General features: G+C 41.4%; 17 protein-coding genes and 1 other annotated feature (1 of these 18 running past the window's edge). Of the genes, 14 read left to right on the top strand and 3 right to left on the bottom strand.

What is annotated here, in order from left to right:
- Window positions 1-139: a binding site (T-box leader), on the top strand; it begins 45 nt to the left of the window's first position.
- Between the two features lie 70 nt (window positions 140-209).
- From glyQ to J2S07_RS13150, 12 genes are all read left to right on the top strand, one after another.
- Entirely contained in the window at window positions 210-1,100 is an 891-nt protein-coding gene (gene glyQ / locus J2S07_RS13095; protein WP_307150862.1) for a glycine--tRNA ligase subunit alpha, read from the top strand.
- Window positions 1,093-3,162 (top strand): glycine--tRNA ligase subunit beta, encoded by a 2,070-nt coding sequence (glyS, locus tag J2S07_RS13100; RefSeq protein ID WP_307150863.1) that lies wholly within the window; start codon window positions 1,093-1,095, stop codon window positions 3,160-3,162. Before glyQ ends, glyS begins: the two co-directional genes overlap by 8 nt.
- A gap of 175 nt (window positions 3,163-3,337) precedes the next feature.
- Window positions 3,338-3,973, top strand: a complete 636-nt coding sequence (ccpN, locus tag J2S07_RS13105; RefSeq protein WP_307150864.1) for a transcriptional regulator CcpN — start codon at window positions 3,338-3,340, stop codon at window positions 3,971-3,973.
- A gap of 47 nt (window positions 3,974-4,020) precedes the next feature.
- Window positions 4,021-4,839 carry a pyruvate, water dikinase regulatory protein gene (locus J2S07_RS13110; RefSeq protein WP_307150865.1) on the top strand — a complete coding sequence of 273 codons (819 nt, stop codon included), beginning with the start codon at window positions 4,021-4,023 and terminating at the stop codon, window positions 4,837-4,839.
- A gap of 301 nt (window positions 4,840-5,140) precedes the next feature.
- The gene (locus J2S07_RS13115) at window positions 5,141-5,602 is read left to right on the top strand and encodes a YaiI/YqxD family protein (RefSeq protein ID WP_307150866.1); all 462 of its coding nucleotides are present in this window, start codon (window positions 5,141-5,143) and stop codon (window positions 5,600-5,602) included.
- A 227-nt stretch (window positions 5,603-5,829) separates the two neighbouring features.
- Window positions 5,830-7,641, top strand: coding sequence for a DNA primase (gene dnaG, locus J2S07_RS13120; RefSeq protein WP_307150867.1), 1,812 nt, complete (start codon window positions 5,830-5,832; stop codon window positions 7,639-7,641).
- 90 nt (window positions 7,642-7,731) lie between these two features.
- Complete coding sequence (rpoD, locus tag J2S07_RS13125; protein WP_307150868.1) at window positions 7,732-8,856, top strand: RNA polymerase sigma factor RpoD; 1,125 nt, start codon at window positions 7,732-7,734, stop codon at window positions 8,854-8,856.
- A gap of 108 nt (window positions 8,857-8,964) precedes the next feature.
- Window positions 8,965-9,489: a hypothetical protein gene (locus J2S07_RS13130; protein ID WP_307150869.1), complete on the top strand. Its 525-nt coding sequence runs from the start codon at window positions 8,965-8,967 to the stop codon at window positions 9,487-9,489.
- A gap of 96 nt (window positions 9,490-9,585) precedes the next feature.
- Window positions 9,586-10,725, top strand: a complete 1,140-nt coding sequence (locus J2S07_RS13135) for an acyl-CoA dehydrogenase family protein (protein ID WP_307150870.1) — start codon at window positions 9,586-9,588, stop codon at window positions 10,723-10,725.
- Between the two features lie 218 nt (window positions 10,726-10,943).
- Window positions 10,944-11,306 carry a cytochrome c550 gene (gene cccA / locus J2S07_RS13140; RefSeq protein ID WP_307150871.1) on the top strand — a complete coding sequence of 121 codons (363 nt, stop codon included), beginning with the start codon at window positions 10,944-10,946 and terminating at the stop codon, window positions 11,304-11,306.
- A gap of 92 nt (window positions 11,307-11,398) precedes the next feature.
- Complete coding sequence (locus J2S07_RS13145; RefSeq protein ID WP_307150872.1) at window positions 11,399-12,112, top strand: tRNA (adenine(22)-N(1))-methyltransferase; 714 nt, start codon at window positions 11,399-11,401, stop codon at window positions 12,110-12,112.
- Window positions 12,109-13,224, top strand: coding sequence for a Nif3-like dinuclear metal center hexameric protein (locus tag J2S07_RS13150; protein WP_307150873.1), 1,116 nt, complete (start codon window positions 12,109-12,111; stop codon window positions 13,222-13,224). The genes J2S07_RS13145 and J2S07_RS13150 overlap by 4 nt, the downstream gene beginning before the upstream one ends.
- Window positions 13,225-13,267: 43 nt before the next feature.
- Here J2S07_RS13150 and J2S07_RS13155 read toward each other — a convergent pair whose 3' ends face one another.
- Window positions 13,268-14,209 (bottom strand): 4-hydroxy-3-methylbut-2-enyl diphosphate reductase, encoded by a 942-nt coding sequence (locus J2S07_RS13155; protein WP_307150874.1) that lies wholly within the window; start codon window positions 14,207-14,209, stop codon window positions 13,268-13,270.
- Window positions 14,210-14,375: 166 nt separating this feature from the next.
- Window positions 14,376-15,011: a VrrA/YqfQ family protein gene (gene vrrA, locus J2S07_RS13160; protein WP_307150875.1), complete on the bottom strand. Its 636-nt coding sequence runs from the start codon at window positions 15,009-15,011 to the stop codon at window positions 14,376-14,378.
- A gap of 176 nt (window positions 15,012-15,187) precedes the next feature.
- Here vrrA and J2S07_RS13165 point away from each other — a divergent pair, with 176 nt between their 5' ends.
- Both J2S07_RS13165 and J2S07_RS13170 read left to right on the top strand, forming a co-directional pair.
- Window positions 15,188-16,498: a DEAD/DEAH box helicase gene (locus J2S07_RS13165; protein WP_307150876.1), complete on the top strand. Its 1,311-nt coding sequence runs from the start codon at window positions 15,188-15,190 to the stop codon at window positions 16,496-16,498.
- An 18-nt stretch (window positions 16,499-16,516) separates the two neighbouring features.
- On the top strand, window positions 16,517-17,410 hold the full coding sequence (locus J2S07_RS13170; RefSeq protein WP_307150877.1) for a deoxyribonuclease IV: 894 nt from the start codon (window positions 16,517-16,519) through the stop codon (window positions 17,408-17,410).
- A 34-nt stretch (window positions 17,411-17,444) separates the two neighbouring features.
- On the opposite strand, the gene J2S07_RS13175 is transcribed toward J2S07_RS13170, so the two are convergent.
- Entirely contained in the window at window positions 17,445-17,699 is a 255-nt protein-coding gene (locus J2S07_RS13175; RefSeq protein ID WP_307150878.1) for a DUF2624 domain-containing protein, read from the bottom strand.
- Between the last annotated feature and the right edge of the window lie 104 nt (window positions 17,700-17,803).

The following is a 17,803-nucleotide window of genomic DNA, read 5'->3' on the forward strand; positions in this document are numbered from 1 at the left end:
GCGATCCTAGGATGGTGTGAGCTAGGAGATAGAGCGTTAAGGAAGGCGTTCCGGAGCATTGTAAGCCTAATAGGCACTAAGGTGGCTGCAAGCATTGCAGCAAATAGGGTGGAACCGCGGGTAAACTCTCGTCCCTATGCTACTACGTGAGCATAGGGATCGAGGGTTTTTTTGTTTTCCATATGCAATAAAAGAAGGAAGGGATAAAGTTGAACATTCAAAACATGATTCTAACACTACAAAAGCACTGGTCTAATCAAGGCTGTATTTTGATGCAGTCCTATGATGTAGAAAAGGGTGCGGGTACGATGAGTCCTTATACATTCTTGCGTGCCATTGGTCCAGAGCCTTGGAATGTGGCCTATGTGGAACCATCTCGTCGTCCTGCCGACGGCCGCTACGGAGAGAACCCGAACAGATTGTACCAGCATCATCAGTTTCAGGTTATTATGAAGCCATCACCTGACAATATTCAGGAGCTTTATTTGGATTCCTTGCGTGCCCTTGGCATTAATCCATTGGAGCATGATATTCGCTTTGTTGAGGACAACTGGGAGAATCCTTCTCTTGGCTGTGCAGGACTAGGCTGGGAGGTATGGCTTGACGGCATGGAGATCACACAGTTTACCTATTTCCAACAGGTCGGTGGTCTAGAATGTAAGCCGGTTTCCGTGGAAATCACGTATGGAATTGAGCGTCTCGCTTCCTACATCCAGGACAAGGAAAATGTTTTCGATTTGGAGTGGACAGAGGGCTTCACAGTAAGAGATATCTTCCTCCAGCCGGAATATGAGCATTCCAAATATACCTTTGAAACATCAGATACCGAAATGCTTTTTAACCTATTTAATATTTATGAAAAAGAAGCCCATCGCCAAATGGATGAAGGTCTAGTTCATCCAGCTTATGATTATGTCTTGAAATGCTCCCATACCTTTAACCTGCTGGATGCGAAGGGTGCCATTTCCGTTACAGAACGGACAGGTTATATTGGCCGCTGTCGTAATTTAGCGAGAAAAATAGCGAAGACGTTCTATGAAGAACGGGAAAAGCTTGGCTTTCCAATCCTAAAGGCAAAGGAGGAAAACAGCCATGAGTAAAGATCTATTATTGGAAATTGGATTAGAAGAAATGCCAGCCAGATTCGTGACCGCTTCGATGGAGCAATTAAGCGAAAAAGTACAAAAGTGGCTGAACGAGCATAAGATTGAATTCGGTGAGATTCGTTCCTTTTCTACCCCTCGTCGTTTAAGTGTTGTTATTACAGATGTTGCTTTAGCCCAACAGGATATACAAGAGGAAGCGAAAGGTCCCGCACGAAAGATTGCACTAGATGAAAATGGAAATTGGACGAAAGCAGCCATCGGTTTCAGCCGCGGTCAAGGAATGAGCGTGGATGATATTTACTTCAAGGAAGTGAATGGTGTCGAGTATGCCCATGTTGAAAAATTTATTAAGGGACAGAGCACGGAATCTCTTTTGCCAGAGCTGAAAAATATCATCACTAGCTTGACTTTCCCCAAAAATATGCGCTGGGCAAATGAGGAATTAAAATATATTCGTCCTATTAAATGGCTTGTTGCGATGTTTGGTTCGGAGGTTATTCCTTTTAGCATTGCAGGAGTGGAAACGAGCAATTGGACATATGGTCACCGCTTCCTCGGGAGTAGGGTAGAAATTCCTTCACCAGCAGATTATGTGGTCACACTATTAAGTCAGTATGTAATAGCGGATGCGGCCGAGCGTAAATCGGCTATCGTTTCCCAACTGCAAAAGGTGGAAGAAGAACATCATTGGGTCATTCCTGTTGATGAGGAACTCCTCGAGGAGGTTAACAATCTAGTTGAATATCCGACCGCCTTATTCGGTCGCTTTGAAGAAGAGTTCTTGGAGTTGCCTGAAGAAGTTCTCATTACCTCGATGAAGGAGCATCAAAGATACTTCCCTGTCAAGGATCAGAACGGAGCGCTCCTTCCTTATTTTGTGACAGTGCGAAATGGTGATCATCAGCATCTTGAAACAGTCGCTAGAGGAAATGAAAAGGTATTAAGAGCTAGACTTGCAGATGCGGATTTCTTCTATAAGGAGGATCAAAAGCTCGAGATTGCTAAAGCCTTGGATAAGTTCAAAACGATTGTTTACCATGAAGAAATTGGAACACTTGCCGAAAAAGTGGCTCGAGTCCGAAGCTTAACAGCAAAGGTAACGTCAGAATTGAATTTCTCCGAAGAGGAGCAAAAGCTTGCTGATCGTGCTGCTGAAATTAGCAAATTTGATTTAGTTACAAACATGGTCTATGAATTCCCAGAGCTTCAAGGCTTTATGGGCGAGAAATATGCGCTGCAAAAGGGCGAAGATGCCCGAGTGGCAAAAGCAATCAATGAGCATTATATGCCAAGAAATGCGGAGGATCACACGGCTGAGTCGAACCCTGGTGCGGCTCTGGCGATTGCTGATAAGCTTGATACGATTGCATCGACCTTCGCGATCGGACTTATTCCAAGCGGCTCTCAGGACCCATACGCATTGAGAAGACAAGCAAGCGGCATTGTCCAAACCCTCATTCACAAAAACTGGGATATCAAGCTTGAAAAGCTGATCGCATTGAGTGTTGAATTCATAGCTGAAGCTAATTTTGCAAAGCTAAGCCTTGAGGAACTTGAACAGGAGCTTATCGCTTTCTTTAAGCTTCGTCTCAAGCATTTATTACATGATAAGGGAATCCGCTACGATATCATTGATGCTGTTCTTTCAGGAACTGTGGGAGCTGTTGCTTCTCTTGTACGGAAGGCAGAGACGCTTCAACTGAAAAAGGATGAAGCAGGTTTTAAAGAAAGCATCGAGGCATTGAGCCGCGTGGTCAATATCTCAAGCAAAGCTGATAGCATCGTTGAGATCGACCCTGGATTATTTGAGAACGAAGTGGAACAAAAGCTCTACGATCGTTATCTAGAAGTAGATAAAACCATTTCAAGTAATCTTTCAGAAGAGGAATACTTTAACCTCCTAGTTTCATTAAAGGATGAAATTAATGCTTACTTTGATAAGACGATGGTTATGGTAGAGGACGTTGGCTTAAGAAACAATCGTTTAAGCATGCTGGCAAAGCTTGCTCAACGCATTAAAGCATTTGCCGATGTTACGGAAATCATCGTAAAGTAATAGTCATCGAAAAGAGCCTTCTCGGTTATTAACGACAGGGCTCTTTCATGTCTTATCATGTAAATAATTCGACCAATGCATGGAATGCTACCTATCTCATTCTTTTCATTTTTGGCAAGTAGTATATAATAATCAGTATAAAGTATAGCTTTTTCTGTTTCGATTAGCTTGTTAGGTGGTGAGTACAATAGAACTAAATAAACGACAAGAGCAGATATTGGAAATTGTCAAAGAAAACGGACCTATAACTGGCGAACAAATTGCAGAGCGTTTAAAGCTAACGAGAGCAACCTTACGTCCAGATTTAGCTATTTTAACAATGGCAGGCTTCCTCGATGCTAGACCAAGAGTGGGCTACTTCTATACAGGGAAATCTGGCGTTCAGCTTTTAACGGAAAATCTAAATAAGCTTGTTGTAAAAGATTATCAATCCATACCAGTCGTCGTAAATGAAAATATGTCCGTGTATGACGCCATTGTAACGATGTTTCTAGAGGACGTGGGAACACTATTTGTCGTAGACCAACAAAGTCTACTTGTAGGGGTACTGTCAAGAAAGGACTTATTGCGTGCTAGTATAGGAAAGCAGGAGCTAACCACCTTGCCAGTTAATATTATCATGACTCGCATGCCGAACATAACGATGTGTTCTAAGGAAGATCTTCTCATCGATGTGGCTCAGAAACTGATTGATAAGCAGATAGATGCATTACCAGTAGTCAAGGAAACGGATAAGGGATTTGAGGTAGTTGGTCGTGTAACGAAGACGAACCTAACCAAAGCGTTAGTCGCACTTGCAAATAACGATTAGCACCATAATCGTCTGCCCAAATTTAAACAGAGGAGATGGTTTAAGAAATGGGAAGTATACCAATCATCTATGTTGTATCTGACTCTGTTGGGGAAACTGCAGAGCTTGTTACAAAGGCAGCTGTCAGCCAATTTAATGGAAATAAAGCTACAATCAAGCGGTTTCCTTATGTTGAAGACATTGCCGACATCGATGAAGTAATCAGCCTTGTCAAAATGGATAAAGGGATGATTGCTTATACATTAGTAAAGCCTGATGTTCGAGAATATATGAAAAAAGTGAGTCAAAAAGAAGGAATCTATGCCATTGATATTATTGGCCCGCTAATCGATGAAATTCAAAATGCCAGCGGCTTAGCGCCTCTTTTCCAGCCTGGCTTAGTGAGAAAACTGGACGAAGAATATTTTAAAAAGGTTGAGGCAATTGAGTTTGCAGTTAAGTATGATGATGGGCGTGACCCCCGAGGGATTTTAAAGGCGGATATCGTCCTAATTGGTGTCTCAAGAACGTCCAAGACCCCTTTGTCCCAATATTTAGCTCATAAGAGACTAAAGGTTGCCAACGTTCCACTTGTCCCTGAGGTCGATCCTCCTGAGGAATTATTTAAGACATCGCCTGAGAAATGCTTTGGCTTAAAAATTAGTCCGGAAAAATTGAACAATATTAGACGAGAACGCCTTATATCATTAGGCCTAGATGATCAAGCGAGCTATGCTAATATGATAAGAATCAATGAAGAACTGGACTATTTTGAAAAGATCGTCAAGAAAATCGGCTGTAGATCGATCGACGTAACGAATAAAGCGGTAGAAGAAACGGCTAATATTATCATTAATCATTATTTTAAGACGAAAGAAGAGAACTAGTGTGTAGTGATGTGCACTAGTTCTTTTGCTTATACTTGGGCCATCTCTAAATCTCTAAATATTTTTATTGTTTTTGAAAAAAAGAATGGAAAAGAGCAATTGTTTGTACTATAATAAAAAATTGTGATAAAAATGTTTATTATAGGTTTAGACTTACTTGTGAACGAATAAACTAATTATGGAGAGAAGTCAAGGCCTTAAAGAAAATTCGACAAAATGGATGGCAAAAGATATTCCTTTTTTTAAGGAGGAATATGTGGAGTGATGTAGAATTAATAGTACATTAGGTGAATTGAAGGTTATGGTGGACGCTGATTCCTGTCCGGTAAAGGAGGAAATTGTCGAAATTACTCTAGATTTCGGCATTGATGTCGTATTTGTTGCATCCTATAATCATGTTCCCAATGAACCTCTAGGGGGAGTTTGGCATTTTGTTGATTCAGATAAAGAGGCTGCAGACTTGTTTATTATGAATCATGTGAATGCCAATGATGTAGTGGTGACACAAGATATTGGTTTAGCTTCAACCCTTCTTTCAAAAAAGGTTCATGTCCTTAATCCACGTGGCATCCCGTATGAGGAAAAAGATATCGAATCTGCATTACATATGAGATATCTATCTGCCAAAGCCCGTCGCCAAGGGAAATATGGCAAAGGACCAAAGCCATTTACTAGCGAAGATCGCATTCAATTCCAGAAAAATTTCATAAAAATTTTGTCGAAAATAAAAGGGATTCCTTCATTTTTGACGAATAACTCTTAGTTGAGTTTTTATTAGAAAAGCGCAAGCGCCTTGCTTATCGCCGTACAAACTGGAGGGGCTTCGACTGAGATAAAGGAATCACGAAGAGCGATAGCGATTCGATGATGACTTATCGTAGGGAGAAGACCTGAAGTTTGATAGGCGATAGGCGCTGGAGCTGGACAATTCTAGAAGTTGAAAAATTATACTTTCTTATCTCTTAAGAAAAAAATATGGGGATGTTCTCAATGCATGTGCGAATTGCTGAAGAAAAAATTAATGAAATTCGCCAAGCTGTTGATATAGTTGATTTAATTAGTGACTATGTACAACTTAAGAAACAAGGGCGTAACTATTTTGGGCTCTGCCCATTTCATGGTGAAAATACGCCATCATTCTCCGTCTCCCCTGACAAGCAAATTTTTCATTGTTTCGGCTGTGGAGCAGGAGGAAATGCATTTTCATTTTTGATGGAGCTAGAAAGCTTGTCCTTCCAAGAAGCGGCTATCAAGCTTGCTGAAAGAACTCATATTGAATTAGAGATATCAGCACCCACATTTTCAAAGGAAACATCGGCTTCCAAAGAATTCTCAAAAATGATTGAGGCTCATGAATTAATACGTAAATTTTACCATCATTTACTAGTAAATACAAAGGATGGTCAGCACGCTTTAGAATATCTATTGAACAGAGGCTTCACACTTGCATCGATAGAAAAATTTCAAATAGGGTATGCGTTAAATTCATGGGACTTTGTTTATAAATTTCTGACAAAGAGAAATTTTGAGCCCGAGCTATTAGAAAGATGTGGATTGATTATCAAGCGAGAAAAGGACGAAACTTATTTTGATCGCTTCCGAGATCGAATTATGTTTCCTATCCTTGATCAAAAAGGAAATACGATTGCCTTTTCTGGGAGATCCCTTGGGGCAGACGAGCCCAAATATTTAAATAGTCCAGAGACGGCAATCTTTAATAAAAGCAAAATATTATATAACTTTCATTTGGCCCGAGCAAGTATAAGAAAACAACAGCAGGTCATACTTTTTGAAGGGTTTGCGGATTGTATAGCGGCCGAGCGTGCAGGGGTGGAGAACGGCGTTGCCACAATGGGAACATCTCTAACTTCTGAGCATATCGCTTTAATTCGCAGAAATGCTGAGGCTGTTACCGTATGTTATGATTCCGATTCCGCTGGGATAGAGGCCGCATACCGGGCAGCAACGATGCTAGCAGAAGCCGGTTCTCATGTGAGAGTAGCTCTAATGCCAGATGGTTTGGATCCGGATGACTACATCAAGAAATTCGGTGCTGAAAAATTTAATAAAGAAATCATTGGTTCTAGTTTAACCTTCATGTCCTTTAAGCTTCTGTATTTTCGAAGAGGAAAAGATCTTCAAAACGAAGGAGATCGCCTCCAATATATCGAAGAAGTATTAATGGAGATTAGCCAGCTTGATAAAGCGGTTGAAAGAGACCATTATTTACGGCAGCTAGCTAATGAATTCTCACTTTCGCTTGAGGCATTAAAGGAACAGCAAAGGCAGCTTTATTTTGCGGGAAAAAAGAATAATCGACAGCAATCCACTCAGGAACCTTATAAAAGCTTTGTCCCCGCAAAGCAAATCGAGCCATTGAAACCAGCCTATTACAATGCGGAAAGAAGTCTCATTTATTACATGATGAGAGACTCGGGGTTAGCATATCAGGTACAGGAGAAGCTTTTAGGACATTCCTTTCATATTGATGAGCATCAAGCGATTATCACCTATCTATTTGGATACTACGAGGACGGAATGGAACCGAATCCGAGTTACTTCATGGATTTTCTCAAGGATGAAAAGCTTAGACGAGTTGTTGCCAACATTGAAATGATGTCTATGAAAGAAGAAGTAAGCGACCAAGAATTATCCGATTATATTAATCAGGTGTTGAAATATCAAAAAATGTTAAAAATAAAGGAAAAAGAAAAAGAGCGTCAAGAAGCGGAGCGTAAGGAAGATTATCTAACCGCTGCAAAGATCGCCATGGAAATGATTGAACTGCGAAAGTCTTTATGAATGAAAAGTAAGGAAGATAAATAAGGTATAAGGTAGAACAGAATTCAAGATAAGATTACTGTTTTTGTGATTTTAGAAGGAGGGGTACATATGGCTGAAAAGTCAGCCCGTTCAAAAGAGGTTGATTCAGATTTGACCCTAGAACAAACAAAGGAACAACTTGCAGAATTAGGAAAGAAGACAGGCGTATTAGCCTATGAACATATTGCTGAAAGGCTATCGAGTTTTGAGTTAGATTCGGATCAAATGGATGAATTCTATGCCCATCTTGAAGAGCAAGGAGTCGAGCTCGTGGATGAAAGCGATGAAGATGATCCGAATATTCAAGAACTCGCTAAAGGAGAAGAGGAGTTTGACTTAAATGACCTCAGTGTCCCTCCTGGTGTAAAAATAAATGACCCTGTACGTATGTACCTCAAAGAAATCGGTCGCGTTGATTTGCTCTCTGCAGAAGAGGAAATCGAATTAGCAGAAAGAATTGAGCAGGGTGATGAAGAGGCCAAGAGACGTCTTGCCGAGGCCAACCTGCGCTTAGTCGTGAGCATCGCCAAAAGATATGTTGGCCGTGGAATGCTGTTCCTTGATTTAATCCAAGAAGGAAACATGGGATTGATTAAAGCGGTTGAAAAGTTTGATTACAGAAAAGGATTCAAGTTCAGTACTTATGCAACTTGGTGGATCCGCCAAGCGATTACCCGTGCGATTGCTGATCAAGCACGCACCATCCGTATTCCCGTGCATATGGTTGAAACCATCAATAAATTAATTCGAGTACAGCGTCAATTACTTCAGGATTTAGGTCGTGAACCAACACCAGAGGAAATTGCCGAAGATATGGATTTAACTCCTGATAAGGTTCGTGAAATTCTAAAAATAGCCCAGGAGCCTGTTTCATTGGAAACTCCTATTGGTGAAGAAGATGATTCCCATCTTGGTGACTTCATTGAGGACCAGGACGCTACCTCACCTTCCGAGCATGCAGCCTATGAGCTTCTTAAGGAGCAGCTTGAAGATGTCCTTGACACCTTAACGGATAGAGAAGAAAATGTCTTAAGGCTTCGTTTTGGACTGGATGATGGACGCACACGCACACTTGAAGAAGTAGGGAAAGTCTTCGGTGTTACCCGTGAGCGAATCAGACAGATCGAAGCGAAAGCCCTACGTAAGCTTCGTCACCCAAGCAGAAGCAAACGTTTAAAAGACTTTTTAGAATAAACATGCATCATCTAAAATAAAGTGCTGAAAAATCATTGCCAGAAAATAGTTTACTTCTTACAATTGAAGTAAACTATTTTTTTTTCGAAAAAAGAAGGATTTGAAAACATGGATAACAACCGCAAAAAAATTATTGTTAATGAAATCCAATATTGGAAAGAAAACAGATTGCTTCCAGAGCAGTATTGTAATTACTTATTAGCCTTGTATACGGAAGGGAATCAACCGGAAGAATCGACCAAAAAATCCAAGCAGAGGTCAAGCAAGAAAGTTCAAGTCCTCTTACTGTTGATCCCAATATTTGTTTTTTTATTATATTTTACTGAATTATCTTTCGATTTGCAAATAGCTCTTAAAGGTTTATTAATGTTGATTGGTATTTTCATTACTTATTATTTTTTCAAAAAAGGAATTCAGTTTCAAGTTTCTCTCGTTATTTCTGCACTTATGCTATTACTACTAAGTGTTGAAATCACTACCCACTTCTACCCAGGGGTGCTCATGCCACTCTATTTGGTGTTGTTTGGGAACTGTGGGCTTTGGTTGCTAACAGGAAAAAAACTAAAGCTATTGTACTTCTTAATATCGGGTTATCTTGGAATGGTTGTATTGTTAATCTCTTTCTTTATATAGTATTTAGAAATTTGAAATTTATTAATATTAGGAAAAATCAACTAACTCCCTTATAATAGGAATGGAAGCGATTTCATCTGGATGAGGGGGATGCAAATGAATTTTGATCTTACACCTGAACAGGACATGATACGCCGAACGATAAAGGAATTTGCCGACGAGGTAGTTTCACCTGGTGCGCTAGAACGAGATAACACTCGAGAATTTCCGTTAGAAATATTTAAGCAGCTCGGTGAAATGGGAATGATGGGACTGCCATTTCCAGAGGAATATGGTGGGAGCGGGGCTGATACGATTAGCTTCGCCATTGTCACAGAGGAATTGAGTCGAGCTTGTGGTTCGACAGGTATCACTTATTCCGCGCATATTTCCTTAGGTGGAGCTCCACTTCATTTATTTGGAACGAAGGAGCAAAAGGAAAAGTTCCTCGTCCCACTCTGCAGGGGAGAGTCACTGGGAGCATTTGGACTAACAGAGCCCAATGCTGGTTCAGATGCCGGTGGTACGAGGACGACGGCCATCGAGGATAAAGGAGAATATAGGATTAATGGGAATAAATGCTTTATCACAAATGCCAGCTATGCCAAGCATATTGCCCTGACCGCTATAACTGGTGAAAAGGATGGAAGAAAGGAAATCAGCGCAATCATTGTCCCAGCCGATTCCCCTGGACTATCAATTTTATGCAACTATGACAAGATGGGTTTGAATGCCTCTAATACAACCGAGTTAATCCTCGAAAATGTGCGTGTCCCGACTCATTATCTTCTTGGCAAGAAAGGAGAGGGCTTCAAGCAATTTCTCATTACCTTAGATGGTGGGAGAATTGGAATTGGTGCCATGGCCGTTGGAATTGCCCAGGCGGCTTTTGAAAGTGCATTGCGCTATGCGAAGGAGCGCAAGCAATTTGGAACATCCATTTCAAGTTTTCAGGCGATTCAATTCAAATTAGCCGATATGGCCATGAAGATCGAGCTTGCTCGTAATATGGTCTATAAGGCAGCTTGGCTGAAGGATCAAGGCCGACCCTTTACTAAGGAGGCTTCGATGTGCAAGCTATATGCATCGGAAATATGTACAGAGGTAGCGAATCAAGCCATACAAATTCATGGTGGTTATGGCTATATGAAGGACTATCACGTTGAGCGCTATTTGCGAGATGGAAAGCTTACGGAAATTGGCGAAGGCACATCAGAGATCCAGCGGATGGTAATCGCTCGACAGATCGGCTGCTAATCTAAAAGAAATTAACAAAAAAGAGCATCAATAATCATTTAAAGATGATTTTTTGGAAACTCTACCATTGAAGGTGGAGTTTTTTGACTTTTTTAAGAACATACTGTGACAAAGTTTACTTTAGGGCTTTTCCTTCTGTCAGTTTTCGAGTACAATAAAGGTTGTTTGTATCATATATTTATTTGACTGATTGTTCTTACATAAGGGAGGTTAATGAATTGAATCGGAATCCAATTATTCCATTTGTTTTGATCATGGTTATTGGGGTTGTTGCCATGTTTCTCATGTCATTTAAGGGTCTTGGCGATATGGATGAAATTGCTGCCGAGAAGGAAAATGGCGGAGCCAAAACAGAAGAATCTGCTTCCGCAACACCAGAAGAGCTTTATCAACAAAAAGGCTGTGCAGGCTGCCATGGTGGAGACTATTCAGGTGGAGTTGGTCCTTCTTTGAAGGGGTTACCTATTTCTGAAGATGAAATAGCTGAAATTCTTAAGAACGGAACTCAAGGTGGAATGCCAGGTGGACTAGTTCCTGGACAAGAAGCGGCGATGGCTGAGTGGATTAAGAGCTTGAAATAATCGTAATATAACTATTAGAAGTAGGAGTCCTTTGCATCTGTAAAGGACTTTTTTTATACTATTCTCTATAGATTAGGTAAAGTGGTGAAAGAATGAACAGTGAGAAATTATCACAGCGGTTGGAAGCCGTCGTAAAATACATACCAACAGGAAGTCGGATCGCTGATATTGGCTCAGACCATGCGTATCTCCCCTGCCATGTTGTAAGAAAAGGACTCGTTCCGTTTGCGATTGCGGGTGAAGTCGTCGAGGGTCCCTTTCAATCTGCAAGAAAACAGGTAGAATCAGAGGGCTTGACGGAAGAGGTTTCCGTCCGAAAAGGGGATGGTCTTGAAGTAATTTCCGCTGGTGAGGTGGATTGTATAACGATCGCAGGCATGGGTGGCGCCCTGATTACAAGCATTTTAGATAGGGGCAAGGAAAGATTAGTCGGTGTAAAAAGATTAATTCTTCAGCCTAATTTAAGCGCGATAATGATTAGGCAGTGGTTGCTTGAGCATGGATGGGAGCTAATCGCTGAAGACATCCTTGAGGAGGATGGGAAAATTTATGAGATTCTTGTGGCGGAACAGGGGGAGCCGCTAAGACCGTATGATCAGAAAAACCTTCCCCCTTTATTATTACTAGGTCCTTTTTTGATGAAAGAAATGTCTCAGCCTTTTAAGAAAAAGTGGAAAGGTGAACTCGAGAATTGGAAACGGATTGTAGAAAAATTAGACCAAGCAGCGAAATCAGATGACAATCTGAGAAAAAGAGAACAATTAATGAATAACATTAGAATGGTGGAGGAGGTCCTGTATCAATGAAGAAGGCAAATGGTCATGAAATCATCCAGCTGTTTGAACAGTTCTCGCCAAGGGTCTATGCGATGGAAGGGGATAAGGTTGGTCTCCAGATTGGTCGCCTGAATAAGCCGGTGGACAAGGTCATGATTGCCCTTGATGTGCTTGAAGAGGTGGTCGATGAGGCAATTGCGGAAAATGTTCAAATGATTATTGCCCATCATCCTCTTATTTATCGCCCTTTACAAAAAATTACGACGGATCAAGCTTCTGGTCGAATCATTGAAAAGCTGATCAAGCATGAGATTGCTGTCTATGCGGCCCACACAAATCTTGATGTCGCAAAGGGCGGGGTCAACGATCTATTGGCTGAGGCGCTTGGACTTTCTAATGTTGAGGTGCTCGTTCCTACCTATGAGGTGAAGTTAAAAAAATTAGTTGTGTTCGTTCCTGACGATCATGCGAATACGGTTCGTGAAGCGCTAGGAAAGGCTGGTGCAGGAGCAATTGGAAATTACAGTCATTGTGCTTTCTCGGCAAATGGAGTTGGACAGTTTCTACCAGGGGACAATACGAATCCTCACATCGGCATACAGGGAAAGCTTGAAGAGGTTCAGGAAGTCCGCATCGAAACGATTTTTCCTGAGAATCTAGAAAAAAGAATTCTCTCTGCCATGTTGAAGGCACACCCATACGAAGAGGTAGCCTACGATATTTATCCACTAGATAATAAAGGAGAAACACTAGGCTTAGGTAGAATTGGTTATGTGGATGAAATGAGTCTTGGGGAGTTTGCTGAGCATGTAAAAAAATCACTTGATGTTAAGGGTGTTCGTGTTGTCGGCGATTTAAATTCACTAGTTAAGAAGGTGGCAGTCTTAGGCGGTGATGGAAATAAATACTGGATGTCCGCAAAATTTAAGGGAGCGGATGTCTATGTCACAGGTGATTTCTATTATCATGTGGCCCATGATGCGATGATGGAAGGCTTAAATATCATCGATCCAGGACATAATGTGGAGAAGGTCATGAAGGAAGGCGTACGAATGAAGCTCAATCAAATGTGTGAGGAGCGTGGGCTTGATGTGACCTTTATTGCCTCAAAGCCGCAGACCGATCCATTTCAATTTTTATAAGTAAGTTACATGCAAAAAAAAGCTTAGCCGGAAACATGCCCGGTTAAGCTTTTTTCACCTTTGGTAATATTTTGCTGAGTGGTACTTGTTTTTCCGTCTTCCATGTAGATTCATCATTTGGATCAAATTGCTCTATGAAGGAGATTACTTCTTTTGTAATAGGTGTCGGTGTAGATGCGCCCGAAGTGACCGCAACGGTTTTTGCATCCTTAATCCAGTCGAGATTTAATTCGCTAATATCACCAATGCGGTAGGCTTTAGTTCCAGCTATCTCCTCTGAAACCTGTGCTAAACGATTGGAGTTGTTGCTTTTTGGATCTCCGACCACAATGGTGACATCCGCTTCGCCCGCTTGCCCGGCAACGGCCTCCTGTCGAACCTGTGTGGCATTACAGATTTCATTATGAAACTCCGCATGGGGATATTTTTCCTTTAAGAGATCCATGATATGCTTAACATCCCATTGACTCATCGTCGTTTGGTTAGTAACAATTAGATTTGGATAATCCAGGTTTAGATTATGAACATCCTCTTCTGTTTCAACGAGGTGAACGATATCAGGTGCGACGCCGACCGCTCCCTCAGGCTCTGGGTGCCCTTTTTTCCCGATATAGATGACTTGGAAGCCTTCGTCTCGTTTTTCTCGGATTAGGTCATGCGTTCTAGTTACATCTGGACAGGTTGCATCGATCGTCACAAGTCCTTTTTGTTTGGCCAGCTCACGAACTTCAGGAGAGATCCCGTGTGCAGTAAAGATAACGGTCCCTTTGTCTACCTTTTCAAGTATTTCCCGGCGATTATTTCCATCTAATGTGATGATGCCTTCCTCTGCAAAAGCATCTGTCACGTGTTTATTATGAACGATCATTCCAAGGATATAGATCGGTCTTGGCAGTGTTTTATCTAAAGCCGCATTTCTTGCGATCACCATCGCATCCACCACCCCGTAGCAATAGCCGCGTGGTGAAATCTTGATCACTTTCATTGAGTTACCCCCTTAAAAGCAATAATGCTCTTAATCTATGAATACAGAATATCTTCATTATATCGGACTTCTGCAAAAACCTCAATTTGAGGAAGCTGGAAATAGCGGAAACATAAAAAAGAATGCACCAGGCATTCTTTAAATACGGCTCTTTTCTCAAACAGCTTTAAATATATAGTTTGGGTACGGATTGACCCTTATTATTCTTTTGTTCCTCTCCTGTTTTTTCTGGTGCCTTCTCTTCTGTTGACGGTTTGGAATGACTTTTCGTTTTGGACTTTTTTCGAACTGGTTTTTCTTTCGTTTTTTCTTGCTCTTTTTCTTCTTCTGACCCATCTGGTGCGTTTTTGAGGCCACGGTAGAGCTTCCATAAGGATGGAATATTCCGTACAAGCGGTCCGTATTGCTGGATCATTGGACCAACTTGCTGGGCAGTGTTCAAAACCTTTTGCGTGTTTGTTAAGAAGCCACTGAGGGCGTTCGGGTTGGTTAACGTTCTCAATAAACCGCCACTGCTTCCAGCTGCTCCCCCAGCTGATGGAGGTCTTATGGAGCGAGCAGGGAAAGAAAATGGAGTGGTTCCAGCTGCTTGCCCCCCTCCTCTTCCAAATAATCTTGAGAGTAATCCTCCTCCGCCTCTCTGTGGTCCTCGCATTCCTGGCCCTGCACCCATTCCTGATCTTGGCCCCATTCCCGGCCTTGGACCCATTCCGTTCATTGGAGGAAATCCTCCTCGATTCATCATGGGATGCATCATTCTTGGGTTAGGTGGTTGAAATGGGGACATTGGTCTAGATGGCATGCTAATCCCCTCCTTTCGATAAGACACTGTTCCTCCTATTAAACTATGCAAATGGACTAAGATTGGTTTTAGTGCTTTTGCGGAAGAAGCGTAAGTTGGCACTTTGGACAATTTTTTATTATAATGGATGGATGATACCAGCATTGGCAGGTATAAGTTACTGAAGGAGCAAAAAGATGACCAAAACAAAATTCCAAATATATGATTTCAAACCATTTATTCTAGAGGCTTTAGATAAAATTGGCTTTATGGAACCAACGGAGATCCAACAAAAATTGATTCCAATTGTTTTAAAAGGAGAAAGTGCGATCGGGCAATCTCAGACAGGTACTGGGAAAACCCACTCCTATATATTACCTATTCTTCAAGGGATCGTTCCAAGCAAAAAGGAGGTACAGGCAGTCATTACTGCTCCGACTCGAGAGCTTGCTAGTCAGATCTATGAGGAAATTCTAAAGATGACGGAGCGATTAAAAGGGGATGAAGAAATCTCAACAAAGCTCTTTATCGGTGGTACCGATAAGCAAAGAGCGATTGAGAAATTAAAGGTGCAGCCACATATTGTCGTTGGAACCCCTGGAAGAATCCATGATCTAGTCAAAGACCAGGCTTTATTTGTACATAAATCATCCATCTTGGTGGTCGATGAGGCTGATTTAATGCTCGATATGGGATTCATCGAGGATATCGATCAGATCGCCTCAAGAATGCCAGATAAGCTGCAAATGCTTGTTTTTTCTGCGACAATTCCAGAGAAGCTAAAGCCTTTTTTGAAAAAGTATTTGGAAAATCCAAAATTTATTCAAATTGAGCCTAAGCAAATAACCGCAGAAAAAATAACCCACTATCTATTGCCATCAAGGCATCGTAATAAGAATGATATTGTTTTTGAAGCTTTGTCCATCTATAACCCATATTTAGCCATCGTGTTCACCAATACGAAGAAAATGGCGGATGAAGTTGCTGATTCCTTACTGAGCCGTGGAATGAAGGTTGGAAGAATCCACGGAAACCTGAGTCCGAGAGAACGAAAAAAGATGATGATGCAAATTAAAGAGCTTGAATTTCAATACATTGTGGCAACAGATTTGGCTGCAAGAGGTATTGATATTGAAGGAGTTAGCCATGTGATCAACTATGAGCTTCCAAGTGATTTGGATTTCTACATCCATCGTGTTGGGCGGACGGCTCGGGCTGGTAGTTCAGGGATTGCTCTAACCATTTACACCCCTTCGGATGAGGATTCCCTAAACCGTCTGGAGAGCCTTGGTATTCAATTTGTCAATGTCGACATCAAGGATAGAGAGATCATTGAAATTGGAGACCGGAATAGACGCAAAAAGAGACAGCGGCAGGCGGATGAAATTGATATGATGGCTAAATCGATTGTCAAGAAGCCAAAGAAAGTCAAGCCTGGATACAAGAAGAAGATGCAGGCAGAGGTGGATCAGATTAAGAAACGACAAAGGCGTTTGAAAAAGAAATAATCAAGGGGAGAGAAGAAGATGCTTAGATTAGGTTCACATGTATCAATGAGCGGTAAGAAAATGCTGCTAGCGGCCAGTGAGGAAGCCGTATCCTATGGTGCAAATACATTTATGATTTATACAGGTGCACCGCAGAATACAAGAAGAAAGAAAATAGAGGATCTAAATATTGAGGCGGGAATTGAGCATATGAAGGCAAACGGGATTGACGAAATTGTCGTTCATGCTCCATACATCATTAATATTGGAAATACAACAAACCCCGATACCTTTGCGCTAGGGGTAAGATTCTTAAGAAGTGAAATTGAACGGACAGAAGCGATTGGAGCAGGACAAATCGTGCTACATCCTGGTGCCCATGTGGGGGCGGGAAGTGAGGCTGGAATCAAAAAAATCATCGAGGGCTTAAATGAAGTGTTAACGGGTCAGGAAAATCTTCAAATTGCCCTAGAAACAATGGCGGGAAAAGGTTCAGAATGTGGCCGCAGCTTTGAAGAAATTGCTGAAATTATCAATGGTGTTACTCATAATGATCGTCTCTCGGTCTGTTTCGATACCTGTCATACCCATGATGCTGGATACGAAATTGCCCGGGATTTCGACGGAGTGTTGAATGAATTTGACAAAATCGTTGGTCTAGATCGTCTCAAGGTGCTGCATATTAATGACAGTAAGAATGAACGAGGTGCCAGCAAAGACAGACATGAAAATATTGGCTTCGGTCATATCGGCTTTAAAGCCTTAAATTATATTGTTCATCACCCACAGTTAGAGGATATCCCGAAGATATTGGAAACTCCTTATGTAGGTGAAGACAAAAATAACAAAAAACCACCGTATAAGCATGAAATTGCGATGCTGCGAAGCAAGGAGTTTAATGAGCAACTATTAGAGAATATTATGGAGGATTAGTTTGAAGGCTGTCGATGTCGGCAGCCTCTTCGTGTTATTTTGTGAACTTCAAAAATAGCCGATTGACCTCATTGGCCGTATCCTTCCCAGCAATCCTTGCAATATCCCTGATGATTTGGACACGATCTGATTCATTAAAAATATTGGCATTCCTTCCTCTCAGTATGGAAGCAATTTTTTCTGCTTTCTCTCTCGTAATGGATATTTGAAATTGCTTGGCATAATTAAGTAATTCTCCTGTTGTGATCGTATTTATTTTGTGGTTAATAATGTTCTCAAAGATCCCCAATTGTCCTCACTCCTTCCCTTTAACGTATGAATAAGATCCCTTGTGTGTTACGGCCGAGGCTCCTTCGCTTTACTTTATATCTCGATTCCTGTATACTACTAAAT

This window comes from Anoxybacillus andreesenii, from assembly GCF_030813005.1.
Lineage (GTDB): Bacteria > Bacillota > Bacilli > Bacillales > Cytobacillaceae > Robertmurraya > Robertmurraya andreesenii.

What these genes read in the sequence shown, in the direction of transcription:
- glyS (WP_307150863.1), top strand. Translation starts at nt 1,093, where the DNA reads ATGAGTAAAGATCTATTATTGGAAATTGGATTAGAAGAAATGCCAGCC.
- J2S07_RS13110 (WP_307150865.1), top strand. Translation starts at nt 4,021, where the DNA reads ATGGGAAGTATACCAATCATCTATGTTGTATCTGACTCTGTTGGGGAA.
- J2S07_RS13115 (WP_307150866.1), top strand. Translation starts at nt 5,141, where the DNA reads ATGGTGGACGCTGATTCCTGTCCGGTAAAGGAGGAAATTGTCGAAATT.
- dnaG (WP_307150867.1), top strand. Translation starts at nt 5,830, where the DNA reads ATGCATGTGCGAATTGCTGAAGAAAAAATTAATGAAATTCGCCAAGCT.
- rpoD (WP_307150868.1), top strand. Translation starts at nt 7,732, where the DNA reads ATGGCTGAAAAGTCAGCCCGTTCAAAAGAGGTTGATTCAGATTTGACC.
- J2S07_RS13130 (WP_307150869.1), top strand. Translation starts at nt 8,965, where the DNA reads ATGGATAACAACCGCAAAAAAATTATTGTTAATGAAATCCAATATTGG.
- J2S07_RS13135 (WP_307150870.1), top strand. Translation starts at nt 9,586, where the DNA reads ATGAATTTTGATCTTACACCTGAACAGGACATGATACGCCGAACGATA.
- J2S07_RS13145 (WP_307150872.1), top strand. Translation starts at nt 11,399, where the DNA reads ATGAACAGTGAGAAATTATCACAGCGGTTGGAAGCCGTCGTAAAATAC.
- J2S07_RS13150 (WP_307150873.1), top strand. Translation starts at nt 12,109, where the DNA reads ATGAAGAAGGCAAATGGTCATGAAATCATCCAGCTGTTTGAACAGTTC.
- J2S07_RS13155 (WP_307150874.1), bottom strand. Translation starts at nt 14,209, where the DNA reads ATGAAAGTGATCAAGATTTCACCACGCGGCTATTGCTACGGGGTGGTG.
- vrrA (WP_307150875.1), bottom strand. Translation starts at nt 15,011, where the DNA reads ATGCCATCTAGACCAATGTCCCCATTTCAACCACCTAACCCAAGAATG.
- J2S07_RS13165 (WP_307150876.1), top strand. Translation starts at nt 15,188, where the DNA reads ATGACCAAAACAAAATTCCAAATATATGATTTCAAACCATTTATTCTA.
- J2S07_RS13170 (WP_307150877.1), top strand. Translation starts at nt 16,517, where the DNA reads ATGCTTAGATTAGGTTCACATGTATCAATGAGCGGTAAGAAAATGCTG.